Origin of the sequence: Bacillus sp. UMB0893, from assembly GCF_002858905.1 — a bacterium.
GTDB lineage: Bacteria > Bacillota > Bacilli > Bacillales > Bacillaceae > Bacillus_P.
Genome location: NZ_PKLB01000003.1, coordinates 398101 through 411748, shown reverse-complemented (window position 1 = coordinate 411748; position 13648 = coordinate 398101). Strand labels below are relative to the sequence as shown.

Sequence of the window (13648 nt, the reverse complement as noted above, 5' to 3'; positions counted from 1 at the left end):
ATACAGGTAAATAATAAATTCCTGTCCTATTAATAACTAAGCTGAGCCAAGAATATTGTAAGATTGTTTTCACTTCAATACAATGAAAAGATAGAAATGACAAAACCCCGGTGTTCCGAGGAGGATTTTAAGTTGAGACATGCCATCATAACAGCTGGTTCAAAAGGTTTAGGAAGAAAAGTAACAGAGCTGTTTCTGGAAAAAGGCTACTCTGTCACTATTAATTACCGCAGTGATGAATCTGCTGTTTTGCAGCTAAAGAAACAATTTGCACATTTAGAAAATCGCATGCTCTTTATAAAAGGTGATGTAACGAAAAAAGAAGACTTAATCGTTTTAGTTGAAGAAAGCTATAATAAATTTGGCCGTATTGATTGTTTAATCAATAACGCTGGGCCGTACATATTTGAAAGAAAAAAACTTGCAGATTATCTTGATGAAGAATGGCATGAGATGATAGAAGGCAATTTGAGTGCTGTTTTTCATCTGCTGAAAAAAGTTATTCCTATCATGCGTGAACAAAAGTATGGGCGTATTATCACCTATGGTTTTCAGGGAGCAGATTCATCATCGGGCTGGCTCCATCGTTCAGCGTTCAGTGCAGCAAAAACGGGCCTTGCTTCTCTGACAAAAACAATTGCAATCGAGGAAGCAGAGCACGGCATCACAGCAAACATGGTTTGCCCTGGCAATATTATAGGGGATATGAAAGAGGCCTCAATTTCAAAGGCAAGAGAAATTACTGATCCTGACACTCCAATCGGGAGATCTGGAACAGGAGAAGATATTGGTCGGCTAATAGCGTTCTTATGTGAAGAAAATTCAGATATGATTACTGGCGCAATTATTGAAGCAACAGGTGCTGTAAATGTGCTGAATCGCCGTCCTGTATGAGATCTGTTTTTAATGCTTTACAGAGTGTTGTATCCTTGGATTCAGATTTGGGGGAATATAGCCTTTTTAATGATTTGAAACACACATTTCCTAGAATAGATTTCCAATTTAAACTTGTTTTCATATGATGAATTAAGGAAATACTTTAAATAGAAACGGAACGAATTGGAAAAGCATACAGGAGGAAAGGCAATGAAAATCGGCATACCTAGAGAAATTAAAAATAATGAGAACCGTGTAGCTATGACACCTGCTGGAGTGATTCCCCTCATCCTGGCTGGACATGAGGTATTTATTGAACAAAACGCCGGGGAAGGATCGGGGTTTCCTGATCATCAATATGCTGAAGCTGGAGCGCATATTGTGGCTACACCAGAAGAGGCGTGGTCGATGGAAATGGTCATGAAGGTAAAGGAGCCGCTACCATCTGAGTACCAATATTTTCGCGAAGGCTTAATTCTATTCACGTACTTGCACCTTGCTGCTGAATCAGAGCTTACACGTGCGCTGATTGACCGGAAAGTAGTCGGCATTGCATATGAAACCGTTCAGCTTCCAAATCGTTCGCTTCCTCTGTTAACACCAATGAGTGAGGTGGCAGGAAGAATGGCTTCCCAAATTGGCGCGCAATTTTTAGAAAAGCCAAAAGGCGGAATGGGGATTTTATTATCCGGTGTTCCTGGAGTAAAGCGCGGGAAAGTAGCGATCATTGGCGGTGGGGTAGCAGGGACAAACGCAGCGAAAATTGCAGTTGGCCTCGGTGCGGATGTAACGATGCTTGATGTGAATCCAGATCGATTACGGCAATTGGATGACATTTTCGGCAAAGAAATTACGACTCTGATGTCTAATCCATACAACATTGCCTATTCAGTAAGCCAATCAGACCTTGTCATTGGCGCTGTCTTAATTCCGGGTGCCCGAGCTCCGAAACTAGTAACTGAAGAAATGGTGAGAAGTATGACAGCAGGTTCAGTCATTGTTGATATTGCAATTGATCAAGGCGGAATTTTTGCAACAACTGACCGAATTACAACACATGATAATCCGACTTATGAAAAACACGGTGTCCTGCATTATGCGGTTGCAAACATGCCTGGTGCTGTACCGAGAACGTCAACGATTGCTCTTACGAATGTGACCGTTCCATATGCTGTTCAAATAGCAAATAAAGGCTATAAAAAAGCTTGTCTAGATAATGACTCGCTTTTAAAAGGCATTAACACATTGAATGGCTTTGTTACTTATGAAGCAGTTGCAGAATCTCATGGATTAACCTATTCTGATGCTAAATCATTGCTAGGCAGTAATTAGAAGCGGGCATCTTAGCGGATGTTCGCTTTTTTTTTGCAGAGATAAGAAAGTATAAATTTCTGCGCATTGATTCCTATCTGTCTGCCGGGGCTGAATGGGCGCTTGCGCTTTTCTCATCATATAGGAAATTATAAAAGTCATTATGTTGTGGGATCTTCGTCAAGCTTCGGCGCCTAGCTTACTATGAAAAAGACAATTGCTCAGGAGAAGGCAAAAAGCGTCTTCTCCGGTTAAATGACACTTGATTCTCAGGTGCGTCAATTAACCCTAGTCAATTCCTATTTTCTTCGCTAGCTGACCAAGGCGCCTGCGCATTTGTTCTGTTAAAGCTTAATTAATGACATCAATCCTCATTTTTAGTACGATAAAACTATCATAAAAAATGGGAGTGAGAAAATGAAAGTTTCATACCACGGACATTCAGTAGTCAAAATTCAAACAAAAAAGCATTCGATCGTCATCGACCCATTCATTAATGGCAATGGACAAACAGACTTGAAGGTAGAGGATTTAAAAGTTGATGTAATTTTGCTTACTCACGGCCACAATGACCACGTGGGAGACACCATTCAGCTTGCAAAACAAAACGATGCTCTAGTTGTTGCTCCTTTTGAACTGGCTACCTATTTAGGATGGAAAGGGTTAAACGTTCATCCGATGCATATTGGCGGATCCCATAAATTCGATTTTGGAACGGTTAAATTTACTCAGGCATTTCATGGCTCAAGTTATGAGGAAGAGGATCAAAAGATCGTATATACAGGCATGCCAGCCGGAATTCTTTTCAAAAATGAAGGGAAAACCGTTTACCATGCAGGTGATACAGCACTCTATTCAGACATGAAACTGCTTGGCGAATTTGAAGATATAGATTTGGCTTTCTTGCCGATTGGCGATAATTTTACAATGGGACCGGAAGATGCTGCAATTGCGGCAAAATGGATACAAGCAAAAACGGTTGTTCCAATGCATTACAATACATATCCTGTCATTGAACAGGATCCAAATGAATTTGTCCGGCTGCTCTCCGAAAATACTGGAAAAGTGATGGAAGCAGGAGAATCTATTAAACTATAATTGTGATGGCGAGGGGAGGTTTCCCTCGTTTTTTTAATGATAGTCATTTTTCTTTGACCAAGTGTTAAACTGATAAAACCGCTATTTAGACTGATAAAAGTCCGGTTTAAATTGATAAAACTGCCGTTTAGACTGATAAAAGACGAATTTTCACTGATAAAATCGCTTTTTCAACTGATATCGGAAACCGACTGTTCAAACGTTCCTTGGCATTTACTAGATTAAACCGCAAATCTTCCAATATTATCAATCTTTCTGCATGTATGCATAGTTCCGCGCATAAAATAGATCAAGCTGTAAGAAGGAGTTGGTAGAAAGTGCGTATTCTTTATATTTTACTAGCGGGGGTTGCAGTATATTTTGCTGTCCCTCGTTTAGATTTTTCAAGCAGCAGCTCACTTGAAAGCCTATTTTCCCTCATTTGGCTCCTATTTGCGTTGCTCGTAATTGGCGGAAACCTGGTAGGGATCATCTATGCACCAAAAAAACGGATCACACGGCATGCTGCCCTGCAGAAAATGAGTGCAAAAACAAAGCAGCGTGCAGCGGCTCGTTGATATAAAGCGTTCACACCCGTATAATGAAATTGGAAGATAAGATGGCTGATGAAAAAAGGGTGAGAAGCTTGGCAACGAAGCATGAGCAAATACTGCAGCATATTGATACCCTCCCGATTGGAGAAAAAATATCCGTCAGGCAGATAGCAAAGGATATGAATGTGAGCGAGGGTACGGCATATCGCGCAATAAAAGAAGCAGAAAATAAAGGATATGTCAGTACAATAGAACGAGTTGGTACAATCCGGATCGAGAAAAAGAAAAAAGAGAACATTGAAAAACTTACGTACGCTGAGGTTGTTAACATTGTTGACGGACAAGTCCTTGGAGGACGGGCGGGACTTCATAAAACGCTGAATAAATTTGTAATAGGCGCCATGAAATTGGAAGCAATGATGCGTTATACAGGTGCAGGCAACCTGCTGATTGTCGGCAATCGGACGAATGCCCATCAGCTTGCGATTGAAGCGGGTGCTGCAGTTCTGATAACAGGCGGTTTTGATACCGATGAGCATGTGAAAAAAATCGCCGATCTAGCCGAACTTCCGATCATCTCAACAAGCTATGATACGTTCACTGTAGCAACGATGATAAACAGAGCCATATACGATCAGCTGATAAAAAAAGAAATTGTTCTTGTAGAGGATATTTTAACACCGGTTGATAAAACGGTCTGTCTGAAAACAACAGATCCTATTGAAGAATGGTATCAGTACAATTTAAATACAGGACACGGACGTTTTCCAGTCATTGACCAAAACTTAAAGGTGCAGGGAATTGTTACATCAAAAGATGTGATGGGATATGATCGCAGAACGCTTACTGAAAAGATCATGACAAAAAATCCGATTACGGTAATCGGCAAAACATCTGTAGCATCTGCAGCTCAAATGATGGTATGGGAAGGGATTGAAGTATTGCCGGTAGTCGATCAAAACAATCGGCTTGAGGGCATGATCAGCCGTCAGGATGTTCTTCAGGCATTACAGATGATCCAAAGGCAGCCTCAAATTGGCGAAAAACTGGATGATATCGTGACAAATCAATTTGTTGTCATTGCTGAGGATACGAAGAAGTCAAATGTGTATCGGTTCCAAGTAAGTCCGCAGATGACCAATCATCTCGGAACCATTTCTTACGGCGTGTTTACTACCGTTGTGACGGAGGCAACAAATCGCTACTTGAGAACACAGAAGAAGGGCGAAATAGTTGTGGAAAACATAACGATTTATTTTATGAAACCTGTCCAAATGGATAGTCTGCTTGAGGTCCATCCTAAAATACTTGAAGTCGGGCGCAAGTTTGGAAAAATCGATGTTGAAGTATTCAACGATGGCGTTGTCGTTGGAAAAGCGATGATGATGGTTCAGCTTATTGAAAGAAGCTGACGATATATTTTTAACGTAAAAAGGACGGTGCAAGCCGTCCTTTTTTGGCTGAATTATGATCGACTCAATAAAGAAAAATGCTGAGTTGTACTGGGCGGTTCCGGTGTTCGTTTTAGCCTTCCTTTGCTTCCTGAACGGCATAAGGCAGATAATGCTTATATGCTTTGTATCCTGCCCAGCTGCTGGCAATCCCAACGATCATAAAGATAATCCCAACGACCAATGATACAGTTGAATTGAATAAGAATAATTGATTCAATCCGAAGAAAAAGACGAAAATTCCAAGGGCAATACTTGATTTAGCTGAAAGCCATTGTTTTTCCATAGGCTTTCTCGTTCTGTAATATTTCACTTTATAAAAGAGATAAAAAGAAAATGCAAAGATAATCAGAATTACGAATACAGGCATTAAGTAAAACCTCCATATTAAACTTACAACCTCTATTTTAATCATTCTTACACCGAATTGCCATAATCAAAGATATTATTCGCTTTTCTGCATAAAGTGTTTGTGTTTTAATTAGTCTATAAGAGCAAGGAACGTAAAGGAGAATACATATGAAAAGTGAAATATTGTCAGTCATTAAAGAATATCAAACGATCATTATTCATCGCCACGTACGTCCGGATCCGGATGCATATGGATCCCAGTGCGGACTCGCTGAGATTTTAAAAGCATCATTTCCTCATAAAAGAATTTTAACGGCCGGATCAGGTGAGCCTACTCTCGAATTTTTGTATAAAATGGATCTCGTTCAAGATCAGGATTTTGAGGGTGCATTAGTTATTGTATGTGACACAGCAAATCAAGAGCGAATTTGCGATCAGCGTTATCATTCAGGAGCAAAGCTGATTAAAATCGATCATCATCCAAACGAAGACCCGTATGGGGATCTTCTGTGGGTTGATACAAAAGCTAGCTCCGTTAGTGAAATGATTTATGAGTTTTATCTTTCTGGAAAAGAAGATGGACTTGTTTTGCCAGATAAAGCTGCTCAATTGATTTATGCTGGTATTGTAGGAGATACTGGGCGTTTCCTTTTTCCAAGCACGACGAAAAAAACGCTGAGATATGCAAGTGAGCTTGTGGAATACAATTTTGCATTCACAGAAATTTATGATGAACTATACAAAACAAAGATAAATGCAGCTAAACTGAGCGGTTACGTTCTGCAAAACTTTAAGCTTTCTTCGTCTGGTGCAGCATCAATGATCCTGACAAAGGAAACTCTTGAAAAATTTGATGTAAGTGCATCTGAGGCTTCACAATTGGTTGGTATGCTGGGAAATATAGAAGGACTTCTGGCATGGGTCTTCTTTGTAGAGGAAACGGATCAAATTAGAGTGCGCTTAAGATCTAAAGGACCGATCATCAATGAACTAGCTAAGAAATACCGCGGCGGAGGTCACCCGCTTGCTTCAGGAGCATCCATTTACAACTGGGAAGAAGCTGAGCAGGTGCTTGCAGATCTTGAAAAGGTGTGTCAATCAAACTAGATTTTTTCAGGAATGAACCAATATCCGAATTCGGTTGAATCTTCATGAAAGGTTAATCCTTGGGCAAGCAGCTCTTTCTTTATTAAAGATGCAAGCTGGTGAGATTCTGCATAAGCTGAATATCCATTCTTGATTCGTTCTACTTTTTCACGGGCAATCTTTTTATGATTTAAAACATACATCACATTCCCTCCTTCTTTTATAATGATAATCGGTCCTGATACTATTACCATTTTACCCGAAAGATGTGAGGGAGTGCGATTTAATTGTTAGAAATTTCAAAAAATAATTCAATTTATTTAGGTATTAATCCTTCCTGCCGGTAAAATAGGTTCATAAGACCTAGGTTTCACTTTGCGAATGATACTTTGAGTTCAATGAAAAGAGTCGTATATATGAACATTTCCTCAATTTCCACTTTATACTGTTTATCATCAATTTTATATATTTTATTTTCAATTGCTTTTTTCAGCAGCTTCCGGCTTTTATATACACTCTCCAGATCCTTTGCAATGACATCTGAAATATCCTCTTTTACATGATCTTGAATCATATAGGTATTTAAGGATGTAAATTGGTATCGTTCTCCATTCAATAGTGTCACATGTATGCTTTGAACTCTCAGTTTTTCCTGATTGATTTTATTTAAAGCAGTTATTTCTTCTTTATAGATTTTGTTTGTTTTTTTTAATTCCTCAATGGAATACGCCTGATCTTCAATTTCCGTTACCAGATCTTCCTGCCATTCCCCAAATGTATAGAGAAAGATACACCAGCTGATAATGGCGCCAAGAACCATGCCTGCGAAAAGCCTTTGCCAGGATGGTTTTTTATATAAAGGCGGAATTCTCATTGCGGCTGCTCCTGTGTCAGCCATGAAATGAGAAGCCAGCCTGTCTGTGCTCCTCCCATTGCTGATATAATGAGAAGGACCTGTTTGATGACATCTCTGGTTTCTCCTTCAAAAAAGCCTCTCTCAAAGCTGTAAAACGCATCGAATGTACCGCCGATCGCAGCAACGAGGGCCCAGATTTTCAATCTGTTTGCTAGACTGTAAATGGTTGACAGCGGGGGCTCTCCGGCTAGGTATGCTCCTAATCCTCCAATGATTGAACCTCCTAATATGACCCCGAGCGCAATGAAATAGCTGTTAATAAATGCTGGTATAAAGGCTTCTTTTACCTCCATTTTCATCATCCCCTTATTATTATGTATATGGACGAACAGTAGGAAGTATGTGACAAGTTAGCTCCAATTTGTGTCACTTTTCATTCAGGAATATAATAAAAAGAAGAGATTGCCGGAAAGGATGGGAACATAGATTGCCATTTGTTCACCTTCAAGTTCAAAGTGCATATAGTCTGTTAAACAGCTCAGCACGATTGGACAAACTTATCGAGAAAGCAAAATCATTTAACAGCAGTGCCCTGGCGATTACAGACTTGCATACGATGTACGGGGCAATTGCTTTTTATAAACAATGCAAAAAGCACGGTATTAAGCCAATTATCGGACTTACTGCTTCTGTCATCCTGGAAGAGATGGATGATGGATTTCCTTTAGTTCTGCTCGCCAAGAATAACGATGGCTATCGAAATCTTTTGAAAATCAGCAGTGTGCTCCAGACAAATTCCCCGCAAGGAATAAAAAGCCGATGGCTGAAATCTTATAATAAAGGCATACTTGCATTTACGCCTGGAAGAACAGGACTCATAGAAAAGCACTTACAGGAAGGGAACACGGAGGAAGCCAGCATCATTGTGAATGCATATCGATCCCTTTTTAATGCCGGTGACTTTTATTTATCGGTTCAAAAGCATTCCCTTCAAAGAGACTTGAAAAATCATGAAGAAATAATTGCATTAGGTCATCAGACTGGACTGCCGATTGTTGCAGCAAATGACGTTCATTATGTTGAGAAAGAGGATGCATTTGCACATAACTGCTTGCTTTCAATTAAACACGGATCAAAAATGGAAGATGACAGTGACTATTCATTGCCGTCAAATCAGTACTACTTAAAATCACCTGCTGAAATGGCGGAGCTTTTTGAAGATTGTCCTGATGCTTTGGAGAATACTCTTACGATAGCAGGTCAGTGCAATGTGGAGCTTGAACTTGGAAAAACTCAGCTGCCAGCGTATCCTGCACCATCAGGGCAATCGGCTGATGAATATTTGGAAAGGCTTTGTCTGCAAGGTCTGAAGCAACGGTTTCCTGAACCGAAAGATACATATTATAAAAGACTTGAATATGAACTTGATGTAATCAAACAAATGAAGTTCAGTGATTATTTCCTAATTGTGTGGGATTTCATGAAATATGCCCACGATCATCAAATATTAACAGGTCCTGGAAGGGGTTCTGCAGCAGGATCATTAGTTGCATATGTGTTAAAAATCACAGATGTAGATCCAATTGAACATCATCTTTTATTTGAACGGTTTTTAAATCCGGAACGCATCAATATGCCAGATATTGATATTGATTTCCCAGATGTGAAACGAGATGAAATCATTGCCTATGTTGCAGAAAAGTACGGATCCATGCATGTTGCCCAAATTGTTACGTTCGGGACACTTGCAGCAAAAGCATCATTGCGTGATGTCGGCAGAGTCATGGGGGCTTCAACAAAAGAAGCAGACGTGCTGGCGAAGCTGATTCCTTCTAAGCCTGGCACTACATTAAAACAGGCTTTATCAGAGTCCAAAGCACTGCAGAACCTGATATCAGATTCAGAACTTTATAAGAAAATTTATGAAACGGCTGTAAAACTTGAAGGATTGCCGCGGCACACGTCCACCCATGCTGCTGGTGTTGTGTTCAGCAGTGAACCTCTGACTGACATTATTCCAATTCAGGAGGGCCATAATGGCATTTATTTAACTCAATTTTCTATGGATTACCTTGAGGACCTTGGCTTATTGAAAATGGACTTTCTTGGTCTTAGAAATTTAACGCTGATTGAAAAAATAACCGGTCTTATCGAACGGAATGAGAAAAAGAAAATCAACTTTGATCACATCTCCTATAAAGATGAAAAAACATTTGAATTGCTCGGACAAGGGGACACAACCGGTGTCTTCCAGCTGGAGTCTGAGGGGATGAGAAGTGTTCTTAGAAGGCTGAAGCCGACAGATCTTGAAGATATTGTCGCAGTGAATGCTCTTTTTCGTCCAGGACCTATGGAAAATATACCTGTATATATCAATCGGAAACACCATAAAGAAAAGGTTGAATATCCACACCCAGCACTTGAGCCAATTTTAAAATCAACAAACGGCGTCATCGTCTATCAGGAACAGATTATGGAGATCGCTTCAAAAATGGCCGGGTTCTCTTTAGGTGAAGCCGATTTATTAAGGAGAGCCGTTGGGAAGAAAATAAAAGAAATGCTTGATAAGGAAAGAGAACATTTCGTATCAGGATGTATAGATAACGGCTACGATCAGGTCTCTGCTAATCAGATTTATGATTTAATTGTAAAGTTTGCCAATTATGGTTTCAATCGGAGCCATGCGGTTGCCTATAGCATGATTTCTTTTCAGCTTGCTTATTTAAAAGCCCATTATCCCGTATATTTTATGGCTGCCCTCTTAACTAGCGTGATCGGCAATGATGAAAAAGTTGCTCAGTATATAAGAGAATCCAAGCAATTGGGCGCGGTCATTTTACCGCCTTCAATTAACCGAAGCGAATACCCGTTTACAGTAGAAAAAGGCAGCATCCGGTTCAGTCTGAATGCGATTAAGAACGTGGGGACAAATGCAGTTAAAGAGATTTATAAAGCAAGACAAAAGAGACAATTCGCAGATCTTTTTGACTTTTGTGTAAGAGTATCAACGAAAATTGTCAACCGCAGAGTGATGGAATCACTAATTTTTTCAGGTGCAATGGATGAATTCAAAATAGAGCGATCAACACTGCTTGCAAGCCTTGATTTAGCCATGGAGCATGCATCACTGTTAACCGCAGATGATGAAAATCAATATGATTTATTTTTAGAAGAGGAAGAATTCAACATCAAGCCGAAGTATATAGAAGCCGAACCATTTAAAATTGAGGAAAAGCTCAAGTTTGAAAAAGAAGCGCTCGGATTTTACTTTTCAAGTCATCCAGCGTCAGCATATTCGTTCTTATTCAATCGATTTCAGCTTTCTAAAATCAGTGATGCACAAACAATGCTTCAGAAGAAGGTTAAAGTAGGCGTATTTATAACAGCCATACGTACCATTCGGACGAAAAAAGGAGAGGTTATGGCTTTTCTTGCTTTAAGTGATGAAAGCGGGGAACTTGAGGCAGTTGCTTTTCCGGCTGTATATACTAAGGCACGTGAATTCTTATCTCAAGGTCAAGTGGTTATATTAAATGGCAAGGTGGAGAAGCGCAATGATCGCATTCAGCTGATTGTTTCTGATGCAGAAACAATAGAAAATCTAGAGAAACAAGCAAAAGCCTCGACTCTCTTTCTTAAAATTGAAGAGTCCCACCTTGCACAAGGAAAGCTGCAAATTGTGCAGGAGACTCTTAAACAGCACAGGGGCAGTTCACCTGTTTTTCTTTATTATGAGAAGGACAAAAAAACGGTGCAATTGCCAAGAGACTATTTTGTGAAGGCAAATGAAGAGTGTTTATCGAAGCTGAAAGGCCTGCTGGGCGAGCGGAATGTTGCAGTGAAAGATTAGTTTTTGGACAACAGTGCTTTGAGTTTTATAAAATACAAGACTTTACAATAAACAAAATTATGTTATGATTTATTATTGGCTGGAGTGGTCAGACCACTCAGATATGACCCTAAGGAGTGAGAAGATGTCATTGCGCGAAGAAGCATTACATATGCATCTAATTCATAAAGGAAAGCTGGAATCAAAATCAAAAGTACCAGTCAGAAATGCTAAAGACTTAAGCTTAGCTTATTCTCCGGGGGTCGCTGAACCTTGTAAGGCTATTTATGACGACAAAAATAAAGTGTACGATTATACGATGAAGGGCAACATGGTTGCTGTAGTCTCTGACGGAACTGCTGTGCTCGGTCTTGGGAATATAGGACCAGAAGCAGCACTCCCTGTAATGGAAGGGAAAGCCGTTTTATTTAAAAGCTTTGCAGGAGTCGATGCATTTCCAATCTGTTTGAATACAACAGATGTGGATAAGATTGTAGAAACGGTAAAATTGCTTGAACCTACATTCGGAGGAATTAACCTTGAGGATATTGCAGCCCCAAATTGCTTTGTCATAGAAGAAAGATTGAAGAAGGAAACGAACATTCCTGTTTTTCACGATGACCAGCACGGGACAGCTATTGTTACTGTTGCAGGATTGGTGAATGCGCTGAAGCTTACAGGCAAACAAATGTCGAATATCAAAGTTGTGGCAAATGGTGCCGGTGCAGCGGGAATTGCGATCATCAAGCTGTTATATCGCTACGGAGTGCGCGATATCATTATGTGTGATTCTAAAGGTGCAATCTTTGAAGGCCGTGCTTTTGGAATGAATAATGTGAAAGCGGAAGTTGCTAAATATACAAATCGTGATCGTGCAGAAGGCACTTTAGCAGATGTGATTAAGGATGCGGATGTATTTATTGGTGTTTCTGTTGAGGGATCCTTAACAAAAGAAATGATCGTCACCATGAAGCAAGATCCAATTATCTTTGCAATGGCAAATCCTAACCCTGAAATTATGCCAAGTGAGGCGAAGGAAGCAGGAGCCATGGTTATTGGAACTGGCCGTTCGGATTTTCCAAACCAAGTGAACAATGTTCTTGCTTTTCCAGGTATTTTCCGCGGAGCATTGGATGTTCGTGCGACTCATATTAATGAGCAAATGAAAATTGCCGCTGTTGAAGCAATTGCATCTTTAATTTCATCTGAGGAACTAACGGCTGATTATGTTATTCCAGCTCCATTTGATGCACGTGTTGCTCCTGCTGTTGCAGCAGCAGTAGCAAAAGCTGCTATGGAAACGGGTGTAGCCAGACTTAAGGTCGATCCAAATGAAATAGCTGAAAAAACAAGACAGTTAGCGATCATTGACCAAAAGTGAGTGGTGTATTGTGACAACACCAAAGTCGAAGGTATATATTGAGATACTTCGTCAAATCAGATCCATTATTCAAGAAGACGGTCTAGGCCCTGGAGATAAAATACCGTCTGAGCGTGAGCTTGCAGAACGCCTGAACGCAGGACGATCTTCAGTCAGAGAAGCTCTCCGCGCGCTCGAACTGCTGGGCATCATTGAAACAAGGCGCGGGGAAGGCACGTATATAAAGGATTTCCGTGATCATGATCTTGTTGAAATATTGGGAACGTTTATTTTACAGGACAAAAAAGCAATAGAAGGCCTTGTTGAAATGAATGTTTTATTAGAAAGAAATGCTCTAAACCTATTGCTTGAAAAAGATTGTGAACTAGAATTAAAAAGTCTGCTGGGAGAAATTCAGCATAACGGTCTTAGTCATCAAGAGGTGATAACCAGACTATTAAAGTTTGCAGACAACTACCTTTTATTCAGAATATGGGTAGTCTTAAATGAATATTTGAAAGTGATTGAACCGAATCAGCCGGTTTTTGAAACAGCTGTTTATGAAAAAATCATTCAAGGATTGCTGTCTAAAGATGAAAAACTGGTTTTCGACTCCTATCACAATCTTAAAAATAAGGCTCTTTTCTAAAAGCTCTAATCGTAAAGTTTGTTGCTTTTAGAAAAAAATGTTTACTGCTATGTGATTGCAGCGGAAGGCACTTGACTCCTGCGGGAAATAGAGCGCAATGGAAGACCCCACAGGCATAGCCGAGGAGGCTCCCATCCCTCACAGTGAAAGCAAGTGCCTGCAGTGGAAATCCACGGTTACGATTTATATCCAAAAACAACAATCAATGAGAAAACAACCTTTCTAAAACATTGTTGTGGATAAGTCAT

The 13648-nt window shown here is 40.0% G+C and carries 13 protein-coding genes; 9 read left to right on the top strand and 4 right to left on the bottom strand.

All coding sequences use genetic code 11. The features are described 5' to 3' along the window. Positions 1-132: 132 nt before the first annotated feature. From CYJ36_RS09925 to CYJ36_RS09905, 5 genes are all read left to right on the top strand, one after another. The gene (locus CYJ36_RS09925; protein WP_101567100.1) at positions 133-894 is read left to right on the top strand and encodes an SDR family oxidoreductase; all 762 of its coding nucleotides are present in this window, start codon (positions 133-135) and stop codon (positions 892-894) included. Between the two features lie 192 nt (positions 895-1086). Next, positions 1087-2208, top strand: coding sequence for an alanine dehydrogenase (gene ald / locus CYJ36_RS09920; RefSeq protein WP_101567099.1), 1122 nt, complete (start codon positions 1087-1089; stop codon positions 2206-2208). Between the two features lie 396 nt (positions 2209-2604). Further along, positions 2605-3285 carry a metal-dependent hydrolase gene (locus tag CYJ36_RS09915; RefSeq protein WP_101567098.1) on the top strand — a complete coding sequence of 227 codons (681 nt, stop codon included), beginning with the start codon at positions 2605-2607 and terminating at the stop codon, positions 3283-3285. Positions 3286-3602: 317 nt separating this feature from the next. Further along, the gene (locus CYJ36_RS09910; protein ID WP_101567097.1) at positions 3603-3842 is read left to right on the top strand and encodes a hypothetical protein; all 240 of its coding nucleotides are present in this window, start codon (positions 3603-3605) and stop codon (positions 3840-3842) included. Positions 3843-3910: 68 nt separating this feature from the next. After that, positions 3911-5230, top strand: coding sequence for a DRTGG domain-containing protein (locus CYJ36_RS09905; protein WP_219621081.1), 1320 nt, complete (start codon positions 3911-3913; stop codon positions 5228-5230). 112 nt (positions 5231-5342) lie between these two features. On the opposite strand, the gene CYJ36_RS09900 is transcribed toward CYJ36_RS09905, so the two are convergent. Continuing rightward, a complete protein-coding gene (locus tag CYJ36_RS09900) occupies positions 5343-5639 on the bottom strand; it encodes a YtpI family protein (protein WP_101567095.1) in 297 nt (98 codons plus the stop codon). A 149-nt stretch (positions 5640-5788) separates the two neighbouring features. On the opposite strand from CYJ36_RS09900, the gene CYJ36_RS09895 reads away from it, so the two are divergent. After that, entirely contained in the window at positions 5789-6727 is a 939-nt protein-coding gene (locus tag CYJ36_RS09895; protein ID WP_101567094.1) for a DHH family phosphoesterase, read from the top strand. Here the strand turns inward: CYJ36_RS09895 and CYJ36_RS09890 are convergent. The 3 genes from CYJ36_RS09890 to CYJ36_RS09880 form a co-directional block, all read right to left on the bottom strand. Next, positions 6724-6909, bottom strand: coding sequence for a hypothetical protein (locus CYJ36_RS09890; protein WP_101567093.1), 186 nt, complete (start codon positions 6907-6909; stop codon positions 6724-6726). The genes CYJ36_RS09895 and CYJ36_RS09890 overlap by 4 nt on opposite strands. Before the next feature lie 167 nt (positions 6910-7076). Next, positions 7077-7604 (bottom strand): sporulation membrane protein YtrI, encoded by a 528-nt coding sequence (ytrI, locus tag CYJ36_RS09885; RefSeq protein WP_257962437.1) that lies wholly within the window; start codon positions 7602-7604, stop codon positions 7077-7079. Continuing rightward, positions 7577-7915: a YtrH family sporulation protein gene (locus tag CYJ36_RS09880; RefSeq protein WP_101567091.1), complete on the bottom strand. Its 339-nt coding sequence runs from the start codon at positions 7913-7915 to the stop codon at positions 7577-7579. The genes ytrI and CYJ36_RS09880 overlap by 28 nt, the downstream gene beginning before the upstream one ends. A 134-nt stretch (positions 7916-8049) precedes the next feature. Between CYJ36_RS09880 and dnaE the strand changes: the two genes are divergently transcribed. The 3 genes from dnaE to CYJ36_RS09865 all read left to right on the top strand — a co-directional run bounded on the left by dnaE (position 8050) and on the right by CYJ36_RS09865 (position 13400). Further along, positions 8050-11412, top strand: a complete 3363-nt coding sequence (dnaE, locus tag CYJ36_RS09875; protein ID WP_101567090.1) for a DNA polymerase III subunit alpha — start codon at positions 8050-8052, stop codon at positions 11410-11412. Between the two features lie 124 nt (positions 11413-11536). Next, positions 11537-12772 (top strand): NAD(P)-dependent malic enzyme, encoded by a 1236-nt coding sequence (locus CYJ36_RS09870; protein WP_101567089.1) that lies wholly within the window; start codon positions 11537-11539, stop codon positions 12770-12772. Between the two features lie 10 nt (positions 12773-12782). After that, positions 12783-13400 (top strand): FadR/GntR family transcriptional regulator, encoded by a 618-nt coding sequence (locus tag CYJ36_RS09865; RefSeq protein WP_180850208.1) that lies wholly within the window; start codon positions 12783-12785, stop codon positions 13398-13400. Positions 13401-13648: the final 248 nt, after the last annotated feature.